Here is a 23,289-nt window from a genome sequence, read left to right on the forward strand (position 1 = left end):
GTATGAATAGGTGTTCCTGCTGTCATACTCTCACGCAGCGGGGCTGGCCCGCTCGGTGGTCTGCAGCGTTGCTGTCCCCGGCCGATTCAAATAGAGCCACCAGAGGCCAAGGATCGGCAAGACCAGCGGCACGAAGCCGTACCCCCTGCCGAACAGGGACCACACTGTGTCATTGGGGAAGGCCTCCGGGTCAAGGAGGCTGAACAGCCCCACGGTGAGGACTCCCACGAGTTCGAGGCCTACCGCGCCGACCGATATCCAGTACCAGCGCCTGCCAGGCATCGCCAGGGACACGGTGGCCAGGACGTAGACAACGGCGGCGAGGGCGGTCAGCAGGTAGGCGAGCGGAGCCTCCGCAAATTTGGTGCCGATCTGGAACGCTGCCCGTGCGGTTGCCGCGAGAGCGAAGACCCCGTACACGGCAATCAGCAGGCGTCCCGGCCCGCTGGTGCGGTGCCGGGAGACAGCAGCGCGGTTGTCGGTGCTGTTGTCGCTCACAGGGGCACCCGATCCCAGATTTGTTCCATCCGAAACAGCATAACGAAGACAGTGATTCCGACGGCGCCCAGCACCAGGTTGCTCCATCTGCTGCGCTCCAGGATGGCCCACCAGAACCCGGCCACAGGGATGCACAGCGCGGTCAACAGGTAGCCCCAGAACTCCCAGGCCTCCCCCGCAATCGCCTCGCCACCGGCCTGCCTGATGATGGCTGCCACACCGTAGACCAGCAGGAACAGTTCAACTGCAGCGACCGAAAGGATGGTGACGTCGTTGGGTGGCTGACGGATCGCTGCCGCGCCGAAGCAGATGACCGCAGAGACCAGGCACACGATTACCCCGGCAATGAAGAACCCGTCAACAATCATGAAGCGGTGCCGTTGCCGGGGGCGAAAACCAGGAGGGGGCGCGCCCGGTCAGCCGAGTTTTTCAGCAGGGCGACCAGCGTGCCATCGGGAGCGAACGCCGCCACCGGACCGCCGTCGTCCCCGGCCGGGATAAACCGTCCGTGGGACAGGTCTATCGCTTCGCCAGCGGAAAGCTCCCGCGGGGTGAACAGGACCCGTGCGGCGTCGTTGATGGGCAGCAGGCGCAGGTCGGTGGCGAGCTCTTCGAGGGTGGAGGCCTGGTCCAGGGAGTACGGTCCGACCTGGGTGCGTCGGAGTGCGGTCAGGTGGCCGCCGACCCCGAGAGCCCCGCCCAGGTCACGGGCCAGGGCACGGATGTAGGTGCCCGAGCTGCATTCGACAGTAACATCGAGATCCAGCAGGGTCCCGTCAGCGTTTGTCCCTGTCACGGTCCGAATGTCGTGGAGCTCGAACCGGTGGATGGTCACGGGACGGGCCGCGAGGACAACGTCCTCGCCGGAGCGGACCCGGGTGTAGGCGCGCTGGCCCTTGACCTTGATGGCGCTCACGCTGCTCGGAACCTGCTCGATGTCGCCGGTGAGAGCTGCAATCCCTGCGCGGATGGCCGCGGGAGTGACATCGACGGCCGAGGTGGTGGTGACGACGTCGCCCTCGGCGTCGTCGGTCACTGTTGACTGGCCGAGCCTGATGGTGGCCGTATAGGTCTTGGAGGTGCCCACCACGAAGGTCAGCAGCCGGGTGGCGCGGTTGATACCGACCACCAGCACCCCAGTCGCCATGGGGTCGAGGGTGCCCGCGTGGCCCACCTTCCGGGTTCCCGCGATCCGCCTCATCTTGCTCACCACGTCATGGCTGGTCCAGCCCTGAGGCTTGTCCACGATAATTAGTCCTGAGTGGACTTCCCCGGAATTCACGCCTCTCAGTATAGGCGCGATGAAGTGGGCCGCCGTCCGGCAGTGTTGCCCACGGGTACAGGTAGGGAGCGGCCACACCGCCGGGTCGACGGCGGCCAGTCCGCCCGGGCGGCGATACGCTTGGCCCATGCCGAACATCTCGACCCACGCCGCTGCGCTGCCGCCGAATCAGATCCGCGAAATCACTCAGGCTGCCTGGGCCACCCCGGGCGCGATCGTGCTCAGTATTGGCGAGCCGGGGTTCCCGGTAGCGCGGCACGTGCTGGAGGCCGGGATGGCCGCGCTGGACCGGGATGAGACGAACTACACACCCAACGCCGGCATCGCCCCGCTCCGTGAAGCCTTCGCCGAGCGGTTTGGCGACCAGAACTCTCTCGAGGTGGATGCGGGCCGGGTGTACGTGACGGCTGGCGCGCAGCAGGGCCTGCATCTGGCGATGAGCCTACTGCTTGGTGTCGGAGATGAGGTCCTGATTCCGAACCCCGGCTACCCCACGTTCGGGATGACAGCCCGGCTGCTGCATGCGGTCCCGGTGGAGTACCCGTTGCACGCCGAGCACGGGTTCCAGCCGCGGGTCGAGGATCTGGAGCGGCTCCTCGGGCCCCGCACCCGGGTCCTGGTCCTCAACTCACCGTCGAACCCGCTGGGTGCGGTGTTCAGCGAGGACCTGACCCGTGCCCTGATGGACTTCGCCGAGGCCCACGACTTGTGGGTCATCTCCGACGAGTGCTACGAGTCGTTCACCTACGACGTGCCACACGTCAGCCCTGCCCGTTTTGATGGGCCCGGATCGGCGCGGGTCTTCACCTCGGTGACCCTGTCCAAGACGTACGGGCTGACCGGGATCCGGGTTGGTGCGCTCATCACCCCGCCGGGGATGCAGCAGCCGCTGGACAATGTGATGGAATCGATCGTCTCCTGTGTGGCGGCGTCGTCGCAGTATTCGGCGCTGGCTGCCCTGACCGGGCCCCAGGACTACGTCGCCACCGCGTTGGCTCATTACCGCCGCAATCGTGATGCTGCGTCAGCGGTCCTGGCAGCACGGGGAATCGATTTCCTTGACGCGCAGGGCGCCTTCTACCTGTGGGCCGATCTCTCCCACGCCACTGACGGAAACGTCAGGGACTGGGTGCACCGGCTGCTGCGGGAGGAGGGCGTTGCGGTGGCTCCGGGCACCGCGTTCGGTTCGATCGGTGAAGGGTGGATCCGCGTCTCGCTGTGCGGCGATACCGACGAGCTGGTGGAGGGTTTGTCGCGCCTTCCGGGCCGCCCACCACGCCACCTCGACTGAGTCCAGATCAGCAGCTGGCTGATATTTACACCAATGTTGGCTGGGTCTATCCTGTGAATGTTTTCGGCGGTCTACCGTCCTAGGACGACGCTCACGCGGACGAGCTGGGGGTACAGCAAACCCCTACCCACGCCGGGTAAGACATCCACCCTGGCCGATGGACTCTTATCACCCCTGAGGCTGGCCCTCGGAGCTGGGAAATCGGTCGACGTAGCCCAGTCCTTCGGCGGGACCATCGACCGGATCACGTCGGATGGGTCGATCCAGCAACTCGATGCCATGCCCGGCTACTCGTCCGGCTCGGTGTCCCGCTTCGGCGGGACCACCTACTACACGATGACTGTCGGAGCGGGCGAGGGCGTACCGGAAGCCAACGAATCGCTCCTGAAGTCGATCGACAAGCGGGGCAAGATCAGGACCATCACCGACATCGCCGCCTATGAGAAGGTTGCGAATCCTGACGGTGGGACCATCTACGGGTTCAGGGATCTGGACGAGGAGTGCCTGGCCGCACAGGTCAACCTCGGCCCGTTTGCCCGGTACCCCGGTGCCCAGGACTCCAATCCCTATGCAACGGTGGCCTTCGGCGGCCACGTGCTCGTGGCAGACGCGGGAGCCAACGCCATCTTCAAGGTCGACTGGAAGGGCAAGGTGTCCACCGTCGCAGTCCTGCCGGCGATCCTGCTGGAGATCACCGAGGAACGCGCCGCAGCACTCGGCGTCGATCCGTGTGCGGTCGGCTCCACCTACTATCTGGAGCCGGTGCCCACCGACATCGAATTCGGGTGGAACGGAAAGCTCTACGTGACCTCACTCCCCGGCGGCCCGGAAGATCCGTCGTTCGGTGCCCTCGGCTCCGTGTTCGCCGTCAACCTGTGGAAGGGCACCAGCACCCAAGTCGCTGCCGGGCTGGTCTCCCCCACCGGGGTGGCAGTGGACCGGCGCGGAAACCTCTACGTGGCTGAACTGTTCGCGAACCGTATTTCGGTGATACCCCGAGGATCGTCGACGCCGCAGCTGCTGCTGGAGGCTACCCTGCCGGGAGAGGTGGAGCTGCGGGGGTCAACCCTCTACGCCACCACCGATGTCCTCCCCGGTGAAGGCACACCTCCCGATGGAAAGGTCATCAAGGTCCAGCTCAAGGGCGGACACGGCTGGTACAAGTCCGGGCAGGAGCCGACCGGTGACACGGCCGACGTCAACCAGGACTGATCATTAGGAGTTCAACCAGTGTTAACGCCGGGAGGGCGGGTCCGCAGCTGCGGACCCGCCCTCCCCATGTGTTCTGGACTACTGTGTTCTGGCCTACTTGATACTGGCCTACTTGGCTGTGTCGGGGCTCCCCGACTCAGCAGCGTCGTCGTCCTCGTCCGGCTTGCGGTACGGGTCCGCGTCGCCGGCGAACTTTGCCCCCTGGGCGATCGCCGCAACCTCAGCGTCACGCTCCCGGGCGGTGCGCAGCAGCTCTTCGAGGTGGCTGGCGTTGACCGGGATCTCGTCGGGGACGAATTCGAGGGTCGGCGTCAACCGTGCGGTGATGTTCTTGCCGACCTCGGAGCGCAGCACTCCGCGTGCGGATTCCAAGGCGGTGCGGGTCGCTGCCTGCTCTTCGGCGTCGCCGAAGACCGTGTAGTACAGGGTCGCGTGCTGGAGGTCGTTGGTCACGCGTGCGTCGGTGATGGTCACGGCTTCGAGCCGTGGATCCTTGACCCGGCGGCGCAACGCCTCAGCGACAATTACCTTAATCCGTTGTGCAAGCCGTGAGGCCCGGGCCGGATCTGCCATAACTAACTCCTCTTGCCTAAACAATTACTAAAGAACGAGTACTTCAGGGACGCCCAGCGGACGCCATCGTCGCAAACTCCCTAAGGATGGCCGCGCAGCCACGGCGCCTACAGCGTAACGCGGACGTCCCGGGATCCGGGGCGCCTATGGTTGGTGGGCGTCTGAGCGCCCGCCGGTGGGCGATACTGAACCCGAAAGACCTGCTGCGGACGCGAAGTGGGCAAAGGCGCCCCGGATCCCGGGGCGCCCGCCCACAACTTCGACAACCTAGACGCGCGGCTTTTCGCGCATCTCGTAGGTTTCAACAATGTCGCCTGCCTTGACGTCGTTGAAGGACCCGAGGCCGATACCACATTCGAAGTCCGTGCGGACCTCGGTGGCGTCGTCCTTGAAGCGACGCAGTGACTCGATGGTGAGGTTGTCGCCGACAACCGTCCCGTCGCGGACCAGTCGCGCCTTGGAGTTCCTGCGGATGACGCCTGAGCGGACGATCGACCCGGCAATGTTGCCGAACTTCGATGACCTGAAGACTTCCCGGATCTCTGCGGTTCCGAGCTGTGCTTCTTCGTACTCTGGCTTCAGCATGCCCTTGAGCGCTGCCTCGATGTCATCGATTGCTGCGTAGATGACCGAGTAGAAGCGCAGGTCGACGCCTTCGCGGTCGGCAAGATCTGCCACCCGCTCGGCTGGCCGGACGTTGAACCCGATGATGATCGCTGAGTCAACGGTCGCCAGGTTGACGTCATTCTGCGTGATGGCGCCAACACCGCGGTGAATAACCCGCAGCGCAACTCCATCGCCCACATCGATCTTGAGCAGTGAGTCTTCGAGTGCTTCGACAGCACCCGAGACGTCGCCCTTGAGGATGAGGTTGAGAGTGTCGACCTTGCCGTCTGCAACGGCCTGATCAAAGTCCTCAAGGCTGATGCGCTTGCGGCGCTTCGCCAGGGCTGCGTTGCGGTCGGCTGCTTCACGCTTCTCAGCGATCTGGCGTCCGGTCCGCTCGTCAGGCGTCACCAGGAAGGTGTCACCGGCACGAGGCACCGTGGAAAGACCCAGCACCTGCACGGGGCGTGACGGGCCAGCGACCATAACGTTGTCGCCGTCTTCGTTGAACATGGCCCGGACGCGTCCGTGGGCCACACCGGCAACGATCGTGTCGCCGACGCGCAAGGTGCCGGACTGCACCAGGACTGTTGCGACAGCGCCGCGACCCTTGTCCAGGTTCGCTTCGATGGCGATACCGCGGGCGTCCTTGTTCGGGTTGGCTCGCATGTCCAGTGCCGCATCGGCGGTCAGCAGGACCGCTTCGAGCAGTTCGTCAATGCCGTCGCCCTGAAGCGCCGACACATGCACGAACATGGTGTCGCCACCGTATTCCTCGGGAACCAGACCGTATTCGGTGAGCTGACCCTTGACCTTGTCAGGGTTCGCTCCTTCACGGTCCATCTTGTTCACCGCGACAACGATCGGCACATTGGCTGCCTGAGCGTGGTTCAGCGCCTCAACCGTCTGAGGCATGACGCCGTCGTCGGCCGCGACAACCAGAACCGCGATGTCGGTGACCTTGGCACCACGGGCACGCATGGCGGTGAACGCCTCGTGGCCGGGGGTGTCAATGAACGTGATGGCCCGCTCGGTGCCCTCATGCTCGTGATCGATCTGGTAGGCACCGATGTGCTGGGTGATGCCGCCGTGCTCGCCTTCGACGACGTTCGACTTGCGGATCGCATCCAGCAGGCGGGTCTTACCGTGGTCGACGTGACCCATGACGGTGACGACTGGAGGCCGGGCCTCCAGCTGGGTGTCACCTTCGGCTTCGAGTTCGGCGTCAATGTCGATGTCGAAGTTGCCGAGCAGCTCGCGCTCCTCGTCCTCCGGCGAGACGACCTGGATCTTGTATCCCAGTTCGGTGCCGAGCACCTCGAAGGTTCCTTCGTCGAGGGACTGGGTAGCGGTCGCCATTTCACCAAGGTGGAACAGGACCGTGACCAGTGCCGCCGGGTTCGCATCTATCTTCTCGGCGAACTCGGAGAGTGAGGAGCCACGGCGCAACCGGACAACGGTGTTGCCGTCGCCGCGGGGTACGCTGACGCCGCCCAGGGACGGAGCTGACATCTGCTCCAGTTCCTGACGCTTCGCGCGCTTCGACTTGCGCTGCTTGCCGCGTCCTGCGCCGCCCTTGCCGAAGGCACCGGCAGTGCCGCCGCGTCCGCGACCGCCCTTGCCGAAGCCGCCGCCTGCGGGTGCGCCGCCACCGGCACCGGGTGCGCCACCTGGGCCACCACGGCCTGGGCCGCCGCCTGGGCGTGCAGCACCACCGCGGCCTGGGGCCGCTGGGCGTTCGGTGCGGTTAGGCATCATGCCTGGCGTTGGACGTGATCCTGGTGCGCCAGCTGCCGGACGGGGACCGCCTGGACGTGCTGAGCCTGCCGCTGGACGTGGTCCACCGGCACCGGCTGCCGGACGGGGTCCGCCAGCACCAGCAGCTGGCCGCTGGCCGGCCGCGTCGTCTCGGCGTCCCGGACGGGGCATGCCCTGGGATGGCGCGAACGGGTTGTTACCGGGGCGGGGACCGCCGGAGCGGTCGCCGTCGCCGCGACCCGAGCGGGGCATGCCCTGCGAGGGTGCGAACGGGTTGTTGCCGGGGCGGGGCGCACCGGGGCGGGCCGCCGAACCGGGACGCGCAGCAGGAGCCTGCGCCTCAGCTGGCTTGGGCGCCGGACGGGCGCCTGGCTTGGCTGCCGACGACTCGTCCTTGGCCGCTGGCTCGGCTGCTGGTTCCGCTGCCGGAGCCTGCGGTGCCGCAGCCGCTGGCTCGGGAGCCGCTGCTGGAGTTTCCTGGCGATCCTTCTCCGGTGCCTTCGGCCCCGGGGTGGCCGGGGTTGCTGCCTTTGGTGTGGCAGCCTTCGGTGCGGCGGGGGTGGAGGACGCCGGGGTCCCTGCGGGTGCCGGGGCTGCCTTTTCGGGTGCCGGTTCGGCCGCAGGTTTGGCTGGCGCCGGCGCGGCCGGAGCTGCTGCCGGTGCCGGGAAAGCGCCGCGAAGTTTCTTCACGACGGGTGCCTCAATTGTTGATGAGGCGGAACGGACAAATTCGCCCAGTTCCTGCAGTTTGGCTACTGCATCTTTTGAAGTAATTCCGAGCTCTTTGGCGAGCTCGTGTACGCGGACCTTAGCCACATTTCTCCTGTCTCGGTCCGCACCGAGTCAGGCACGAACCGTCTAATTCCTACTGCAGACCACAGTTGCCGGAGCAACCGAAAAGCCATTTGCAAAGCTCAACAGATTTTTCATCGTTGGGCACTCATCGCTGGGTACTCATCGGGAATCCATCAGTTTTCTGACCCGCTTTCAGGGAGGACGGTTTGTTTAGGGTGGCTTCCTAGTGAAGCTTCCTTGAGTGCATGCAGCCGATCCTCAACGTCGCGAGTTTCAACCTGGCCCCGGAAGGCACGGTTGAACGCACCGCGTTTGAGGGCTTGCTCCATGCACGCCGGCTGGGGGTGCAACCACGCACCTCTACCGGAGAGTCGGCGGCGATCGTCAATCACGACGGCGTGGGAGCCGTCCAGATTTTCTTTCACCAACCGCAGCAAAACAGCCTGGTCATCACGCTTCCGGCAACCTACGCACGTTCTAATAGCGGTTTGTTGGGATGGCAATGACCTAAGCCTCTTCCATTCTAGCGCTTTTCGGCTGGCAAGACCGCATCTGCGGCTCTACTGGGTTGTTCAGGCCTTGGCGGCGTCGGACACAATGTCGATCCGCCACCCAGTCAGCTTGGCTGCCAGCCGTGCGTTCTGCCCCTCTTTGCCGATTGCCAGGGAGAGCTGATAGTCGGGAACCACAACGCGTGCCGACCGGGTGCTCTCATCAGTGATTGTTACCGACGAGACCCTTGATGGGGAAAGGGAACTGGCAATGAAGGTTGCTGGGTCGTCGCTGTAGTCAACGATGTCGATCTTCTCGTCATTGAGTTCGTTCATGACTGCCCGCACTCGCGAACCCATTTCGCCGATGCAGGCACCCTTGGCGTTGACCCCTGGTACCTGAGCCTTGACGGCAATCTTTGTCCGGTGTCCCGCCTCGCGGGCCAGTGCGACGATCTCGACCGTGTGGTCGGCGATCTCCGGCACTTCCAGTTCGAACAGTTTACGGACAAGCCCGGGGTGCGAACGTGACAGGGTAATCGAGGGACCCTTCATGCCGCGGTGAACGTCCACGACGAAGGCTCGCAGCCGCGAGCCGTGCAGGTATTTCTCGCCTGGTACCTGTTCCGGCGGCGGCAATAACGCCTCAACCGATCCGAGGTTGACCTGGATCATGTGGGGGTTGGTGCCCTGCTGGATCATGCCGGCAACCAGTTCGCCCTCCTTGCCACGGAATTCACCCAGGATGTTGTCGTCCTCGGCGTCCCGGAGCCGCTGCAGGATGATCTGCCGGGCGGTGCTGGCAGCGATCCTGCCGAAGCCGGTGGGCGTGTCATCGAACTCACCGACGGGGACGCCGTCGTCGTCGGTCTCAGTTGCCCAGATGGTGACGTGGCCGCTCTTGCGATCAAGCTCCGCCCGCGCAGTATCCTGCGATCCGGCGGTCTTGTGATAGGCCACCAGCAGTGCCTGCTCGATGGTAGGAATCAGGAGTTCCAGTGGAATTTCCCGTTCTCGTTCCAGCAGCCTTAGCGCACTCATATCAATATCCATTTAGGCCTCCGAAGCTGTGTTTTTGGTGGGGCGGGTATCCTCCTGGATGCCCTCGCCCCCGATGTCGTCGAGATGCGTGTCGTCGAGATGCGTGAACTCCACCTGGACGGTGCCCTTACGGATCTCGGTGAACAGGAGCGTCAGGGGGTCGCCAGTTTTTGGCTTCATCCCTTTTTTCACTGGTATCTGTGGGGTCAACCGGATGCCGTCGTCGTTGACTTCCAGAAGCCGGCCGGTCACATCGTCGCCCTTGAGCCGGCGGACCATGACCATTCGTCCCTTGTTGCGCCGCCAGTGCCGGGGCTGAGAGAGGGGTCGGGAAACTCCCGGGGACGAAACCTCGAGGCTGTACGGACGCCCGTGGTCGTGTGGGTCGGCGTCCATTGCGAGTGAAACGTCGTGAGCCACATCCGAAATCAGGTCCAGGTTCACTGACCCGGTCTGATCCTCCGGCAGGTCCACCACCACGTTCACGGTACGTTCCGATCCGGCGGATTTGATCTCTACAGCCTCCAGGAAAAGCCCGTGCCCCTCGACGGTGGGCAGCAGCAGCGCTGTGAGCCTGACCGATTCCGCCTCGACGTCCGCGTCATGAGCTTGTTGCTGCAGCGTGCTTGCCGCAGGCGGACTGTCATTGCCCGGCCGAACCGCCATTACTGCCTCCCACTCGATGATGTTGTAGCTCTAGGGTACCGACTTTCCGGCGCGCACGGTGTATCAGCCGGTGAACGGGCGGGGATCATGACATCATCAAGAGTTGTGAAGGATTCTGCTGACCCCCGGCGTTCCGGCTTCCGGGGCACCCTGCGTACTTTCGCACGGCGAACCCTCAGGACGGTCGGGCTCCTTCTTGCGTTCACTCTGGTAGTGGCACTGGGATTAAACCTGGATGGTCCCCCCGCTGAGGGTCCGCCACCGCTGTCCTTCACTGAAGAAGCGCAATTGGGTGCAGAATCTCGGGCAGCGAACCTGGCTGCTGCTGCTACAGCACTTTCGGTCACTGTTTCCTCCGGCGGCGCTCCTTCAGCCGGGGCACCTTCAGCCGGGGCCGAATCCGACAGTACCGAATCCGAGCTAAGCGGCGCCTACGCCGAAACGGCCGACATCCTGCAGGAACAGGCTGAGGCCCTCTGGCACCCGATACTCTCGAACCCGATTGTCGCGTCCGCTCCCCCTACCGCTGGTTCCTCGGAGCCCACCGGCACAGCCGAGTCCCCTGCAGCACCCGAGCCAACACCCACACCGGCCGGTTTCGTGACAGACCTGTTCAGCTCCGCACAGCAGAACCTTGACGCTGCTGTGACGGCGGAACCAGGGATAGCGCGGCTACTCGCCTCGATTGGGACCAGTCAACGACGCCAGGCATTAGCTCTCGCCGACCTGCAGGGCCTCAAAGCGCCAGCACCGGGACCGTTGCCAACCGTGACCGCCGGGCCGTCGCCCACCTGTGCTGCCGCAACACCCCGGGACGGGGCGTCCGGCGACTCCACCCCGCGCGCTGACACGAGACCTGTTGATTATCCGGAGGCTGATCTGCTGGGCGAGGCGGTTGCCGCCGAGCACCGGTCTGCCTATGCGTACGAGGTGGCCGCGGCCCGTGGGTCCGATCCGTCGACCCTGGTCGAGTTCGCGGGTCAGCATGCCAGCGCTGCCGCCGCCGGCGAGATCCTGCTACAGACCATCACCTGCCCTCAACCCGACCCCCAGGCGCCGGCGTTTGCCCTGGATGCGGCGTTCTTCGACGATCCTGAGGCGACGCTCGCCGCCCTGAACTCTGAGCTCATCACCATGTACGCCGACCTGGTGGGATTGACCGAGGGGCCCGCCCGGCTCTGGGCGGTCCAACGATTCAGTGATCTTGCCGACCATCAGCACCTGGCCACCGACGCTGCCGAAGCGTTTCCTGGCATTCGTGACTGACCTGCCCGGGCAGCCAGTGCAACCAGTGCAACCAGTGCAACCAGCCTCAGGCAATGCCGCACCCGGCCACGCCTGAAGCCTAGACTTGGCCTCGTGGACCTCAGCGGACTTGAACTCCCGGCGACCCTGGTCCGCCATGCCTCACGCCTTCCCGGCGGGCGCGGCTGGCTGAGCCGGTGGCAGGACCTGGTCCACAGCGCCCTGGCCGAGTGGGAGCTGACCCTCGATCTACCCGGCGCAAGACGCCCCTGGTTCGGCAGCGTCGCCGTCGTGCTGCCCGTGCATCGGGCTGATGGTAGCCGGGCGGTCCTGAAGGTCACGGTGCCCCACGATGATGCACTCCCCGAGTCCGACGCCCTGAGGCTTTGGGCTGGCTGCGGTGCCGTCAAAGTGTTGGAAGCCGCCCGGGAGGACTACGTTCTGTTGCTGGAGCGGCTCGACGGGAACCATTCACTCGCAGGGGTGCCGTTGGCAGAGACAGCCGAGATCTGGGGTGGCCTGGTGAAGGATCTGGGGTTGGCTCCGGGTAGCGGCGAGCTCTGGCAGGACATTCCATCTGTGGCCGCGCAGGCGGAAATGTGGACAGATACCCTCCCTGCAGACTGGGAGCGGTTGGGTCGTCCGTTTGAACGCTGGCTGCTTGAGTGCGCCCTGGAGGTGTGCCAGGTGCGCGGAGCCGTTGGACGCCGATCCGAACAGGATGTGCTGGTGCACTCCGACCTGCACTACCTCAATATCCTGCCCCGCCCTTTTCCCGCCGGCACGGTCGGTCTGGGCGGTGCTCCGGCGCTACCTCACGACTACGTGGCCATTGATCCGAAACCGGTGATCGGCGACGCGGAGTTCGCCGTCGCACCGATGCTGTGGAACCGGATTGGAGACCTGTTTCCGGGTGACCCTGCGGGCCATCTGCGGGAGCGGTGCTCCGATCTGGCTTTCGCCGCTGGTCTCGACCCGTTGCTGGCAAGGGACTGGTCGGTGGTCCGTGAGGTGCAAAACGCTCTTTCGGCTGTGGAGTCGGGGAACCGTAACGACGCCCAGCGTTCCCTCTGGGTGGCGAGTACCCTGCTGCGTCGAACCCTGCCCGAGCTCCCGTCGCCAGCGGACCTGGTCAGCCCCTAGCCCACACCCCGGCAGGAGCTACAGCGCCGGTCGGATGTTCTCGACCCAGACGTCGTAACCGAGTTTGGCGATCAGCGCCGCGACCACCACGAGGAAGACGACCCTGATGAACCTGCTGCCCTGGGTGATGGCCATCCTCGATCCCAGATAGCCGCCGGCCATGTTGGCCAGACCGAGGATCAGCCCGAGACCCCAGAGCAGGGACCCGTTGGGCAGGAAAAACATCAGCGCACCAAAGTTGGTGGCCAGGTTCACGATCTTGGATTTGGCGCTGGCGTCCAGGAAGCTGTAGCCGAGCAGTGTGACCATCGCGATGATCAGGAAGGATCCGGTACCCGGGCCGATCAGCCCGTCGTAGAAGCCAAGGACCAGCCCGATAGCCGCGGCCGTTCCATAGTGTCGTCCGCCGGTGTGACGCAGTTTGGTCAGGGTGCCGACGGTTGGACGGAACGCGGTGAACAGCGCCACGGCAATGAGAGCGGCCACGATGATGGGCTTGAAGACCGACGACGGCAGCGAGGTCGCAATGATCGCGCCACCAAACCCACCGACCAGGGCGATCCCCGCCATCGGTAGCGCAGTCTTGAGATCCGGTTTGGCCCGCCGGTAATAGGTGATGGCACTGGTGGTGGTGCCGAACAGCGAGCCCAGTTTGTTGGTGGCCAACGCCTGCACCGGGGTAATCCCGGGGACCAAAAGCAGGGCGGGGAGTTGCAGCAAACCCCCGCCGCCCACCACCGCGTCGACCCAGCCCGCAGCGAATCCTGCTACCACCACCAGCAGGATCGTCGCGAGCTGGATCTCCTCCAGCCCGGAGCTCAACCTGACCTGCTAGGAGCTAACGAGGCGGCGGAGGTGTTCCACCACATCAGCCACTGCGACGTTCTCTGCCTCGCCGCTGCGGCGGTCCTTGACCTCCACCACCCCATCCGCCAGGCCGCGCCCGACGACGACGATGGTCGGTACGCCGATCAGCTCGGCATCACCGAACTTCACCCCTGGGGACACCTTGGGGCGGTCGTCATACATGACGTCAAGACCGGCGGCCGTCAGGTCTTCGGCGAGCTGGTTGGCGGCGGCGAAGATTTCCTCACCCTTGCCCGTGGCGACCAGGTGAATATCGGCCGGGGCTACGTTCCGTGGCCAGATGATGCCCTTGTCATCCCGGTTGGATTCGGCAAGCGCCGCAATCGCACGGGTCACCCCAACCCCATAGGAGCCCATGGTGACGGTGGCGAGTTTGCCGTTCTGGTCCAGGACCTTCAGTCCTAGCGCGTCAGCGTATTTGCGGCCGAGCTGGAAGATGTGGCCCATTTCGATGCCGCGGGCGGCCTTCAGCGGTCCGGAGCCGTCGGGCGCTTCGTCGCCGTCACGGACCTCGACTGACTCGATGACCCCATCCCACGCGAAATCGCGGGACGCGACCAGGCCGAACACATGTTTGCCGGAAACGTTGGCACCGGTGATCCAGGACGTGCCGGAGACCACCCGTGGATCCACCAGGTAGGGAATCCCGGTGAGCCCGTCCACGCCGAGCACCGGAGCATCGAGGCTAAGGCCTGGCCCGATGTACCCCTTGACCAGACCCGGGTGCTTCCGCAGGTCCTCGTCGGAGGCCGGCTCCACCATCACTTCTCCACCGACTTCAAGGTGCGGTGCCAGGTTCGCTTCGATGCGTTTGAGATCGACGCTGCGATCACCGGGGAGGCCGATAATCACCAGACGACGTTCACCGGTGGGCAGGACTGCTGCCAATACGACGTTCTTGAGGGTGTCGGCAGCCGTCCAAGGGCCGGCGTCCCGCGCCAGGACATCGTTGGCGTGGCCGACCAGCGTGTCAATGGTGGGTGTGTCGGGTGTGTCCCGGATTTCGGCTGGCCCCGCGTCGGAGAAATCAATGTCCTCGGGCACAACGGTGGTGACAGCCTCGACATTCGCTGTGTAGCCGCCCTCGGAGGCGACGAAGGTGTCTTCGCCGATGTCGGAGGGGTGCAGGAACTCTTCGCTAGTGGACCCGCCCATCGCGCCGGCGGTCGCGGCCACGGGGACCACGGTCAGTCCGAGCCGCTCGAAAATCCGCAGGTAGGCGCTGCGGTGCAGCTGGTAGCTGCGTTCCAGGCCAGCGTCGTCGATGTCGAAGGAGTAGGAGTCCTTCATGATGAATTCGCGTCCCCGCAGCAGGCCGGCGCGCGGCCGCGCTTCGTCCCGGTACTTGGACTGGATCTGGAACAGGCTCACCGGCAGGTCCTTGTACGAGTTGTACAGGTCCTTGACCAACAGGGTGAACATCTCTTCATGGGTTGGGGCCAGGAGATAGTCCGCGCCCTTGCGGTCCTGCAACCGGAAGATGCCGTCGCCGTACTCGGTCCAGCGGTTGGTTGCCTCGTAAGGCTCTTTGGGGAGTAGCGCGGGGAAATGCACTTCCTGGGCGCCAATGGCAGCCATTTCCTCCCGGATGATGGTCTCTACCTTGCCGAGCACCCTCAGGCCGAGCGGCAACCAGCTATAGATCCCGGGGGCAGCCCTGCGAATGTAGCCCGCGCGCACGAGGAGCCGGTGACTGGCGACCTCAGCGTCGGAGGGGTCCTCGCGCAAGGTGCGCAGGAAGAGGGTGGAGAGTCGAAGGACCACGCGTTAAAATCCGTTTCTTCAGCACTGGCTGCCGAAGCAGCATCATCAGATACCAATCTATCCGTTTCAGGCAGCGCCCGGTGACACGGCGCCCCGCCGCGGACGATCACAGGGACTGCAGCGCGGCTATTGTCGTGTCGACGAGGCTTTCGCCGCGGGCCAGATCCTGTGCAATGTCGCCCGAGCTGCCGATCGTGACGTTGATGGTGGTAGTGCCGATCAAGGCGGTCAGTGACACGGTCTCCTGAATTGTCCCGGGAATCTGCACCACGGTCCTGACCGCGAAGGTTTCATCGGCGCTGGTGCTGGCCGCCAGCTCCGTCACCGCCACCGCGACCGCTTCTCCCCCAATCTCCAGGTCGAACGCCGAACACTCGGCGAGCTGACTCCGGTTGGCCTGGATCTGCTCCTGGACTGATTCGTCCGATTCCTGACTGGTCAGACTGAGCGAATCAGGTTGCAGTGAGGATGCCCCGGCAAAGGTCATCACGCCGAGGGTAGCGTTCCGGGCCAGGCTTGCGAGGTTCGGATCCGCGAACACGTCGCATTCCTCGGGGGTCACGGTCAAGTCGCTGGTCCCCTCGTCGGACCCATTGACGAGCTCCCGAATAGCCGAATCATTGAGGATGACCCCGGCGAGGGACTCTTGCTCATCGACCGCTGACAGCGCCATCTCAAGCTCGGTTTCGGTGTATTCATTGTCCTGGCCTGCCGTCGGGTCGCTGCCCGGTTCGGCGCCGACTGGAGCGTCCGTGGCTTCGGCCTGGCCTGGTGGGGTTGGTGCGACTGGGGTTGATGCGGCTGGGGTTGATGCGGCTGGGGTTGATGCGGCTGGGGTTGATGCGGCTGGCAGAGTGGCGGGGGCGGGCAGCTCATCTGTTCCCTCCTCCGCGGTGCAGCCTGTGCCGACGATCAGGACTGCGCAGGACAGAACCATCAGCCAACGTCGGCCCGCGGAGCTCACAGGAGGACCGTTGCGAAGGTCCCCACTTCGCGAAACCCAACCGTCTGATATGCGGCCAGGGCCCGGGTGTTGAATGAGTTGACGTACAGGCTTACCACCGGGGCGCGTTGCTGCGCAGCGAGGACGACGGCGGCAAGATAGCTGGCGCTGAGCCCCTGCCCGCGGTACGCCGGGTTCATCCAGACACCCTGAATCTGGACGGTGGTGCTTGAGACAGTGCCCAGTTCGGCCTTGAAGATGACCTGGCCATCGTCGTCGAAATCGGCGAGCGATGCCTGCCGTCTGACCAGTGACGCCACCCGACGTCGGTAGTGTTCTCCCCCGCCGGTGAACGGCGAGTACCCCACTTCTTCTTCGAACATGGCGGCACACGCCGGAACGATGACGTCCAGCTCGTCCTCCCGGGTGAATCTGAGACCCGGGGCGGGTTCCACCCTGGGCGCCCCAGTGATCGCCAGCAACGGCTGGGAGGGGCGCACATCGAATGGTTCGGGGCTGTATTCGCGCAGCGTTGACCAGATGGCCAGAACGGCTTCGGCTGGCCCGAAGATGGAGGAAAACTTTCGTCCTGACTTGCCCAGGTAGGTGCCTAACGCTGCACCGTCGGCCTCGGACACCCCGATGGGTACCAGGTTGACGCCCGCCCAACACGCTGCGACCAGGTCCCCGTCCCTGAAAACACCGATGACCTCGCCGCCGGCGTAGGACGGTGACAGTCCGCGGGAGGCTTCGAGGTGCGAGGCAATGAAGACGTTGGCGGTGGGATCACGGTCGACCAGGCGCCCGAGTGCTTCGTTGTGTTCCTTGTCGAGCGTTATGAACCCATCGGGCACAACTGCGTCAGGCGTCCCAGTCCGTCCGGACGTCTCGAGCTGTCCGGCGTGTGACCTAACTGACGGTAACCATGGGGCCACCCTGGCCAGCAGTCTCGCCATCAGCTTCCCCCATCTCCTCAGCTATTCTCATCGCTTCTTCAATGAGTGTTTCAACAATCTGGTCTTCGGGCACAGTCTTGATGACTTGTCCCTTAACGAAGATCTGCCCTTTTCCGTTGCCGGAGGCGACCCCGAGATCGGCTTCACGCGCTTCGCCTGGGCCGTTCACGACGCAGCCCATCACTGCTACGCGCAACGGGATTTCCATTCCCTCCAGGCCCGCCGTCACCTGCTCGGCGAGTGTGTACACGTCCACCTGGGCGCGACCGCAGGAAGGGCAGGACACAATCTCGAGCTTGCGGGGGCGTAGGTTCAGCGACTGCAGAATCTGGTTTCCGACCTTGATTTCCTCGACCGGAGGGGCCGACAGGGACACGCGGATGGTGTCGCCGATGCCCTTGGACAGGAGCGCTCCGAAGGCCGTGGCTGATTTGATGGTGCCCTGGAAGGCGGGTCCCGCCTCGGTGACGCCCAGATGGAGGGGCCAGTCGCCGCGTTCGGCCAGCAACTCGTAGGCGCGGACCATGATGACCGGGTCGTTGTGCTTGACAGAGATTTTGAAGTCGTGGAAATCGTGTTCCTCGAAGAGCGACGCTTCCCAGACAGCCGATTCAACCAGCGCCTCGGGTGTTGCCTTGCCGTACTTTTCCAACAGGCGAGGATCGAGCGAGCCGGCGTTGACGCCAATGCGGATCGAGGTACCGGCAGCCTTGGCCGCAGCGGCGATCTCTTTGATCTGGTCGTCGAACTTGCGGATGTTCCCGGGGTTGACCCGAACCGCCGCGCAACCGGCGTCGATCGCAGCGAAGACGTACTTCGGCTGGAAGTGAATGTCAGCGATGACGGGGATCTGCGACTTCCTGGCGATGATCGGCAGTGCTGCGGCATCATCGGGCGATGGGCACGCAACGCGCACAATGTCGCACCCGGTGGCAGTCAGTTCAGCGATCTGCTGCAGCGTCGCGTTGATGTCAGTGGTCGGGGTGGTGGTCATGGACTGGATGCTGATAGGCGAGTCCGATCCAACGCCCACCGACCCCACTTTGATCTGCCGGGTTTTTCGGCGGGGAGCAAGGACGGGCGGTGGTGCAGCTGGCATTCCTAAACTGACCGAGGTCAAAGGATCCTCCATGTGTAGTTCATCGGTACAACAAATTTCGTGGGCTCAGGCATACTGCGAGAACAGGCCGATCCCGGGCTTCCACTCAGTCGCCTTGACTGCGGCGATAGCGCCCTCGTGCGCAAACGGATCCTGGCGGAGGAGGTCGTTGAGCGACTGCTCGTCGTCGGCAGTGAAGATCAGCAGAGCTCCTGCTCCGTCGGTGAAGGCGCCGGCGGAGAGCACCCGCCCGTCACTTACCAGGTCATTGAGCCAGTCACGGTGAGCTGGTCGGTGCTCGTCGCGTAGGTCGGAGCTATCGGGGCCATATACATATTCCACTGCGAAAACACTCATAGCACCACCTTATACGTGATTACAACAGGTACGCCGCCGCGAAGGCGGCAACCCCGGCGGCCCATAACAGCGAGGTCAGGGTTCCGATGATGAAACGTTCGGCAACCGCAGGGGTTTCCTTCAGCTCTGCGTACCTGCCGAGGCCCTTGATGGCCACGACGTACGCGATCGCTACCGGCTCGCTGGCGAGGATGGCCCCGGCAACACCAAGACGTTCGAGAATACCGATGACGAGCCCGCCACGAAGGACACCCGGCCGCGGTGCCGGCAGGTCCCCCTGGGCCGTTGGTGCCGGTATTGCCGGGACGTTTTCCGGCGGGTCGGGAATCACCATTCCGGGGGGCCCCTCGACCACGACAGGCGCTGCACTCCCCTGGGGATCTGCCGTTTTGTGGCGCTCGACTGCTTCCTCGCGACCCGACACCTTCTCGTGCTCGTCGACGGACCGCGCGAGCTTCAGCACGCCTACGGTTACCGGCCAGCCAACGCCGGCAGCCACCAGCAGGGTCAGCAGCACCCATAGCACTTCCATGTCGCCCCTCGCCTTCCTGTTGTTACACCCGGACTCTACAGTCCGCGTCCGACGCTTCGCTTCCGGAGCGCAGTATCCGCCAGACGCAGCAGCACGACGGCGGCGGGTCGGGCTGCCCATTCCTCGACCCACGCCGAGCGGGCCACCGCTTTACTGACGGACTGAGACGTGATGCCGAGGTGTCGTGCAGCGACGGTTTGGCTCCCCCATTTGCCTGGTTCCAGGAGATCCAGGATGCGCCACTCGGCTGCGGTCCGCTTCATGACGTGCAGCCCAATCAGCATCAGGACGCCCTCCGCCTCGGCAGTCCCGGAACCACCCTCCACTGCGACAGTGGCGCGATCCCCCGCTTTTTTGGCCCGTTCGACCGCCGCACGGGCGGCAATAAACGCGTCACCCTTACCTTCCCGCGCGGTGGCTGGTAGCGGCACTTCGACGTCGCCCACTCCGATCCCCACATACCAGTTGCCGGCTCGCAGGCAGAGCAGCGCGGCGTCCACCACTGCCTCTGGAGAGTCGAGAACACCCTGCGCCTCATCGCCCACTGAACGTTCGAAGGGTACGACTGATGGGACCTGGCGCAGCAGGTCGAGCAGGCCGGGGATGCCGTCGTCGGCCTGCGAACTCCCCTTCTGATCAATGGTCATCACAAACATGATTCAACCGTATATGGGTGCAAATCAAATAACAACCTATTTAGCGCTCAAATCGATTTACAACCACTTGGGCGGTCCGGCATCGGCCATCAGCCGAAGAGATTCACCGGTTTCACAATGTCCGCGTAGATCAACAACGCGCCCATTCCCATGAGCAGAACTACAACCACATAGGTGAGCGGCAGAAGCTTGGCCATATCGAAGGGGCCCGGGTCCGGACGGTTAAACAACCGGGCGACGGTCCTGCGGACGCCCTCCCAGAGCGCCCCGGCGATGTGTCCGCCGTCGAGGGGAAGCAACGGAATGAGGTTGAACACAAACAGGGCGATATTGACGCCGCCCACCAGGCCGACCAGGGTCGCCACGCGGGATTCGATCGGGACCTCGTCCATCGCGGAAACCTCGCCGGCAATCCGGCCGACGCCCACCACGCTGATGGGGCCCTCCGGGTCGCGGGGAGCATCGGAGAACGCCGCCTGCCCCACCTCGACCACACGCTGCGGGAGATTAATCACCACACCGGTGACTGCGACGATGTTGTCCCCCACCGCGGGAAGCACTTCGCTTGGCGGACCCGGAGCCAGTTCCTGCTGTGACCCGACACCGATGAAACCGACGGCTTCGAGGACTTCGGTGCCGTCGGCGTTGAGTTTGGGCCGGCCGTCAATATCGGGCACGGGCCGTTCGGTGAGCAGCGGCGTGATGGTGGTGTTGATGGTTTCGCCGTCGCGCACGTAGCTGATGGCGGTTTCGTCTCCCGCCGTATCGCGGATCCAGGCGGACAGTTGGGTCCAGTCCGTCACATCCTGGCCGTCGTAGCTCACCACCCGGTCACCGGGTTGCAGGCCCGCGTCGAAGGCGGGGGCGGCCGGGTCTTCGTCGGTGCAGGCGGTTTGACCAGTCGAGGCCTGCTGACTGGCTGGAACCACGCACTCGTAGACCTCGGACACCGTGGTGGTGGCCTGCGGGGAGCCGAACCCCATGATGAGGATGGCAAACATGATCACACCAATGATCAGGTTCATCACCGGTCCGCCGAGCATGATGATAATGCGTTTCCAGATGGGCAGCTTGTAGAAGACCCGATTCTCGTCGCCGGGACGGAGCTGTTCCGCTGCGGCCTGTCGTGCGTCAGTCGTGAGCTGCTGGAACATTCCGGTACTGGAGGGGCGGACGGCTGTGCCGGTGGGGTCGCCGTCGTCGGCCCTGGCGGGCGGGAACATGCCCACCATCGAGACGTACCCGCCCAGGGGGATGGCCTTGAGCCCATACTCGGTGTCTCCGCGGCGGCGGGAGAAAAGCGTTGGCCCGAACCCGATCATGTACTGGGTGACCCGGACCTTGAAGAGCTTGGCGGGGACAAGGTGCCCCACTTCGTGGAGCGCAATGGACGCCGCAATACCTAGTGCAACGAAGAGCACTCCCAAAACGAAGAGCAGAATGGACAACGTGGTTCCTTTGGCTTAGCTGTACTGATCCTGCACACCACAACGACTCCGGGCGAGTGTGCGTGCCCGTTTCTCGGCGTCGAGCACGCTGCTGAGAGTGAGCGGACCGCCGTCGTGATGCTCGGCGGTGACGGCCTCTACCGTATCCACAATGTCAGCGAAACCTATTGCTCCGCTGTGAAAAGCCTCGACAGCCTCCTCATTGGCGGCGTTGTAGACCGCCATTGCTGTTCCGCCCCGCTGTGCGGCCGCTTTGGCCAGCCTGACGGCGGGGAACGCTGCTTCGTCGAGGGGCTCGAAAGTCCAGGTGGCGGCCGTGGTCCAGTCGCAGGGGGTTGCCGCTCCCGGGACGCGGTGTGGCCAACCGATCCCGAGGGCGATGGGCAGGCGCATATCCGGGGGCGAGGCCTGGGCGATCGTCGACCCATCGGTGAACTGCACCATTGAGTGAATGATCGACTGGGGATGCACGACGACGTCGATCCGGTCCAGTGGGATGCCGAAGAGCAGATGCGCCTCGATAACCTCAAGCGCCTTGTTGACCATGGTGGCGGAGTTGGTGGTGACCATCTTCCCCATGTCCCAGGTGGGATGCGCCAGGGCTTGCTGCGGGGTGACGTTTTCGAGGTCTTTTCTCGACTTGCCACGGAAGGGGCCGCCGGAAGCGGTGAGGATCAGCCGGTCCACTTCACCTGCCGTGCCGGAGCGGAGGCACTGGGCGATGGCGGAGTGTTCGGAATCCACTGGGACAATCTGGCCGTCGGCTGCGGCATCCTGGACTAACTGACCGCCGACAATGAGGGACTCCTTGTTGGCCAGGGCGAGCAGATGCCCAGCCTTCAGTGCCGCCAGCGTAGGGGCCAGTCCGATGGATCCGGTGACGCCGTTGAGGACGACGTCGGCGTCGGGCCAGGCGGCGAGGTGGGCGGTCGCATCGGGGCCGGTGAACAGGACCGGAGAGTAGTTCTTGGCGGCGGACGTTTTGGCGGCTGCTGCGCGGATGGCGTCGCTGAGTTCAGCTTCGGTGCCGGCTGCCGAGGCGACCGCCTGGGCGTTGGTGGCGACGGCCTGCTCGGCCAGAAGTGGCAGATTCCCACCCCCGGCTGCGAGGGCTGTGACGATGAACCGTTCAGGGGCCTGACGGATGACGTCGATGGCTTGCGTTCCGATCGAGCCGGTCGATCCGAGGATGACAACCCGGCGGCGTCCTGTGTCAGGGGCAGTGAATTCCATGGTTCAAGTATCGCGCACACGGCTGTGCTGTGGTGCGGGGTACCCCGGCCGCAGAAACGGCCCGCAGGCTCAGATCCGCCGGTTGGAAGGGCAGCTTCTGAGCCTACGGGCCGTTTCTTTGGTTACGGGCGTTTACCTGGCCGGTTGGCTAGCGGTTGATGGACGCCAGCGCGTCCGCGATGGTCTCCTCGCCGGAGATCAGCTCGAGTACCTGACGGTCCCCCAGCTTCGTCTCCAGCAGAGCCGCGATCACGGTTGCTACGTCCTTGCGCGGCACCGATCCCTGCCCGGTCTTTGACGAGAGGCGCACTCGACCGGTTGCTGCGTCGTCGGTGAGTCCGCCGGGCCTCACGATGGTCCAGCTAAAGGACGAGCGTGCCGCCAGATCCTCTTCTGCGCCTAGTTTCGCTTGAAGGTAGGCGTAGAAGACGTCGTCAAGGCCGTCGGGGCGCTGACCATCGCGAACGGAGTCGGCTCCCATCGATGACACCTGAACGAATCGCTTGACCCCTGCGACTTCAGCTGCGTCTGCTAACAGCACCGATGCCCCGCGGTCGACAGAGTCTTTCCGCTCAGCGCTGCTGCCTGGACCAGCTCCGGCTGCGAACACCACTGCGTCGGCTCCGGACAGCACTTTGGCGAGCTCGTCTGCAGTGCTCGACTCGAGGTCGACCACTGCTGGCGTGCCGCCGTCGTTCTCAATGTCTTTGTTGTGGTCCGGATTGCGCACCAATCCGACAACCTCGTGACCCTGTTGAACAAGTTGGCGGGTGAGTTCGCGGGCAATTTTTCCGTGGGCTCCTGCTATCACTGTTCTCATACTGGGGGTAACG

Annotated in this window: 23 protein-coding genes; 4 read left to right on the top strand and 19 right to left on the bottom strand. The window is 64.6% G+C overall.

All coding sequences use genetic code 11. From position 1 onward, the window contains the following. Nucleotides 1-30: 30 nt before the first annotated feature. Genes ABD059_RS09515 through truB form a run of 3 tightly spaced genes read right to left on the bottom strand, consistent with a single transcriptional unit; the run spans nucleotide 31 to nucleotide 1,780 of the window. Nucleotides 31-498 carry a hypothetical protein gene (locus ABD059_RS09515; protein WP_343879416.1) on the bottom strand — a complete coding sequence of 156 codons (468 nt, stop codon included), beginning with the start codon at nucleotides 496-498 and terminating at the stop codon, nucleotides 31-33. Continuing rightward, nucleotides 495-866, bottom strand: a complete 372-nt coding sequence (locus ABD059_RS09520) for a hypothetical protein (protein WP_343879418.1) — start codon at nucleotides 864-866, stop codon at nucleotides 495-497. Before ABD059_RS09520 ends, ABD059_RS09515 begins: the two co-directional genes overlap by 4 nt. Further along, nucleotides 863-1,780, bottom strand: a complete 918-nt coding sequence (gene truB / locus ABD059_RS09525; RefSeq protein WP_343879420.1) for a tRNA pseudouridine(55) synthase TruB — start codon at nucleotides 1,778-1,780, stop codon at nucleotides 863-865. Before truB ends, ABD059_RS09520 begins: the two co-directional genes overlap by 4 nt. Before the next feature lie 127 nt (nucleotides 1,781-1,907). On the opposite strand from truB, the gene ABD059_RS09530 reads away from it, so the two are divergent. Beyond that, on the top strand, nucleotides 1,908-3,071 hold the full coding sequence (locus ABD059_RS09530) for a pyridoxal phosphate-dependent aminotransferase (RefSeq protein ID WP_343879422.1): 1,164 nt from the start codon (nucleotides 1,908-1,910) through the stop codon (nucleotides 3,069-3,071). Nucleotides 3,072-3,128: 57 nt separating this feature from the next. Next, nucleotides 3,129-4,283: a ScyD/ScyE family protein gene (locus tag ABD059_RS09535; RefSeq protein WP_343879424.1), complete on the top strand. Its 1,155-nt coding sequence runs from the start codon at nucleotides 3,129-3,131 to the stop codon at nucleotides 4,281-4,283. Between the two features lie 108 nt (nucleotides 4,284-4,391). Here the strand turns inward: ABD059_RS09535 and rbfA are convergent, their stop codons facing one another. The 5 genes from rbfA to ABD059_RS09560 form a co-directional block, all read right to left on the bottom strand. After that, on the bottom strand, nucleotides 4,392-4,856 hold the full coding sequence (gene rbfA / locus ABD059_RS09540) for a 30S ribosome-binding factor RbfA (RefSeq protein WP_343879426.1): 465 nt from the start codon (nucleotides 4,854-4,856) through the stop codon (nucleotides 4,392-4,394). Nucleotides 4,857-5,123: 267 nt separating this feature from the next. Continuing rightward, nucleotides 5,124-8,036 carry a translation initiation factor IF-2 gene (gene infB, locus ABD059_RS09545; protein ID WP_343879428.1) on the bottom strand — a complete coding sequence of 971 codons (2,913 nt, stop codon included), beginning with the start codon at nucleotides 8,034-8,036 and terminating at the stop codon, nucleotides 5,124-5,126. A gap of 152 nt (nucleotides 8,037-8,188) precedes the next feature. After that, nucleotides 8,189-8,440, bottom strand: coding sequence for a YlxR family protein (locus ABD059_RS09550; protein WP_343879430.1), 252 nt, complete (start codon nucleotides 8,438-8,440; stop codon nucleotides 8,189-8,191). 147 nt (nucleotides 8,441-8,587) lie between these two features. Then, entirely contained in the window at nucleotides 8,588-9,559 is a 972-nt protein-coding gene (nusA, locus tag ABD059_RS09555) for a transcription termination factor NusA (protein WP_343879432.1), read from the bottom strand. Further along, a complete protein-coding gene (locus tag ABD059_RS09560; protein ID WP_343879434.1) occupies nucleotides 9,560-10,213 on the bottom strand; it encodes a ribosome maturation factor RimP in 654 nt (217 codons plus the stop codon). A 213-nt stretch (nucleotides 10,214-10,426) separates the two neighbouring features. Here ABD059_RS09560 and ABD059_RS09565 point away from each other — a divergent pair, with 213 nt between their 5' ends. Then, on the top strand, nucleotides 10,427-11,479 hold the full coding sequence (locus tag ABD059_RS09565; RefSeq protein WP_343879436.1) for a DUF4439 domain-containing protein: 1,053 nt from the start codon (nucleotides 10,427-10,429) through the stop codon (nucleotides 11,477-11,479). Between the two features lie 93 nt (nucleotides 11,480-11,572). Next, nucleotides 11,573-12,601: an aminoglycoside phosphotransferase family protein gene (locus ABD059_RS09570; protein ID WP_343879438.1), complete on the top strand. Its 1,029-nt coding sequence runs from the start codon at nucleotides 11,573-11,575 to the stop codon at nucleotides 12,599-12,601. Nucleotides 12,602-12,619: 18 nt separating this feature from the next. Here the strand turns inward: ABD059_RS09570 and ABD059_RS09575 are convergent, their stop codons facing one another. The 11 genes from ABD059_RS09575 to ABD059_RS09625 form a co-directional block, all read right to left on the bottom strand. Beyond that, on the bottom strand, nucleotides 12,620-13,423 hold the full coding sequence (locus ABD059_RS09575; protein WP_343879440.1) for a sulfite exporter TauE/SafE family protein: 804 nt from the start codon (nucleotides 13,421-13,423) through the stop codon (nucleotides 12,620-12,622). Between the two features lie 9 nt (nucleotides 13,424-13,432). Beyond that, on the bottom strand, nucleotides 13,433-15,232 hold the full coding sequence (locus ABD059_RS09580) for a proline--tRNA ligase (protein WP_343879442.1): 1,800 nt from the start codon (nucleotides 15,230-15,232) through the stop codon (nucleotides 13,433-13,435). A gap of 106 nt (nucleotides 15,233-15,338) precedes the next feature. Further along, nucleotides 15,339-16,196: a hypothetical protein gene (locus tag ABD059_RS09585; protein ID WP_343879444.1), complete on the bottom strand. Its 858-nt coding sequence runs from the start codon at nucleotides 16,194-16,196 to the stop codon at nucleotides 15,339-15,341. Next, a complete protein-coding gene (locus ABD059_RS09590; protein WP_343879446.1) occupies nucleotides 16,193-17,029 on the bottom strand; it encodes a GNAT family N-acetyltransferase in 837 nt (278 codons plus the stop codon). The genes ABD059_RS09585 and ABD059_RS09590 overlap by 4 nt, the downstream gene beginning before the upstream one ends. A 55-nt stretch (nucleotides 17,030-17,084) precedes the next feature. Then, a complete protein-coding gene (ispG, locus tag ABD059_RS09595; protein ID WP_343879448.1) occupies nucleotides 17,085-18,251 on the bottom strand; it encodes a flavodoxin-dependent (E)-4-hydroxy-3-methylbut-2-enyl-diphosphate synthase in 1,167 nt (388 codons plus the stop codon). Between the two features lie 45 nt (nucleotides 18,252-18,296). Continuing rightward, a complete protein-coding gene (locus ABD059_RS09600) occupies nucleotides 18,297-18,587 on the bottom strand; it encodes a YciI family protein (protein WP_343879450.1) in 291 nt (96 codons plus the stop codon). A 19-nt stretch (nucleotides 18,588-18,606) separates the two neighbouring features. Further along, nucleotides 18,607-19,119 carry a hypothetical protein gene (locus tag ABD059_RS09605; RefSeq protein WP_343879452.1) on the bottom strand — a complete coding sequence of 171 codons (513 nt, stop codon included), beginning with the start codon at nucleotides 19,117-19,119 and terminating at the stop codon, nucleotides 18,607-18,609. Between the two features lie 35 nt (nucleotides 19,120-19,154). Next, entirely contained in the window at nucleotides 19,155-19,775 is a 621-nt protein-coding gene (locus ABD059_RS09610; RefSeq protein WP_343879454.1) for a MarR family transcriptional regulator, read from the bottom strand. 89 nt (nucleotides 19,776-19,864) lie between these two features. After that, complete coding sequence (locus ABD059_RS09615) at nucleotides 19,865-21,223, bottom strand: M50 family metallopeptidase (protein WP_343879456.1); 1,359 nt, start codon at nucleotides 21,221-21,223, stop codon at nucleotides 19,865-19,867. Nucleotides 21,224-21,238: 15 nt separating this feature from the next. Further along, on the bottom strand, nucleotides 21,239-22,456 hold the full coding sequence (gene dxr, locus ABD059_RS09620) for a 1-deoxy-D-xylulose-5-phosphate reductoisomerase (protein ID WP_343879458.1): 1,218 nt from the start codon (nucleotides 22,454-22,456) through the stop codon (nucleotides 21,239-21,241). Nucleotides 22,457-22,604: 148 nt separating this feature from the next. Continuing rightward, entirely contained in the window at nucleotides 22,605-23,276 is a 672-nt protein-coding gene (locus ABD059_RS09625; protein ID WP_343879460.1) for an SDR family oxidoreductase, read from the bottom strand. Between the last annotated feature and the right edge of the window lie 13 nt (nucleotides 23,277-23,289).

Source organism: Arthrobacter flavus (assembly GCF_039526005.1).
Classification (GTDB): Bacteria; Actinomycetota; Actinomycetes; order Actinomycetales; family Micrococcaceae; genus Arthrobacter_D; species Arthrobacter_D flavus.

Excerpts from the sequence above, each read along its gene's own strand:
- ABD059_RS09520 (WP_343879418.1), bottom strand. The coding sequence starts at position 866 with ATGATTGTTGACGGGTTCTTCATTGCCGGGGTAATCGTGTGCCTGGTC.
- ABD059_RS09530 (WP_343879422.1), top strand. The coding sequence starts at position 1,908 with ATGCCGAACATCTCGACCCACGCCGCTGCGCTGCCGCCGAATCAGATC.
- ABD059_RS09535 (WP_343879424.1), top strand. The coding sequence starts at position 3,129 with ATGTTTTCGGCGGTCTACCGTCCTAGGACGACGCTCACGCGGACGAGC.
- rbfA (WP_343879426.1), bottom strand. The coding sequence starts at position 4,856 with ATGGCAGATCCGGCCCGGGCCTCACGGCTTGCACAACGGATTAAGGTA.
- nusA (WP_343879432.1), bottom strand. The coding sequence starts at position 9,559 with ATGGATATTGATATGAGTGCGCTAAGGCTGCTGGAACGAGAACGGGAA.
- ABD059_RS09560 (WP_343879434.1), bottom strand. The coding sequence starts at position 10,213 with ATGGCGGTTCGGCCGGGCAATGACAGTCCGCCTGCGGCAAGCACGCTG.
- ABD059_RS09600 (WP_343879450.1), bottom strand. The coding sequence starts at position 18,587 with ATGAGTGTTTTCGCAGTGGAATATGTATATGGCCCCGATAGCTCCGAC.
- ABD059_RS09605 (WP_343879452.1), bottom strand. The coding sequence starts at position 19,119 with ATGGAAGTGCTATGGGTGCTGCTGACCCTGCTGGTGGCTGCCGGCGTT.
- ABD059_RS09610 (WP_343879454.1), bottom strand. The coding sequence starts at position 19,775 with ATGTTTGTGATGACCATTGATCAGAAGGGGAGTTCGCAGGCCGACGAC.
- dxr (WP_343879458.1), bottom strand. The coding sequence starts at position 22,456 with ATGGAATTCACTGCCCCTGACACAGGACGCCGCCGGGTTGTCATCCTC.
- ABD059_RS09625 (WP_343879460.1), bottom strand. The coding sequence starts at position 23,276 with ATGAGAACAGTGATAGCAGGAGCCCACGGAAAAATTGCCCGCGAACTC.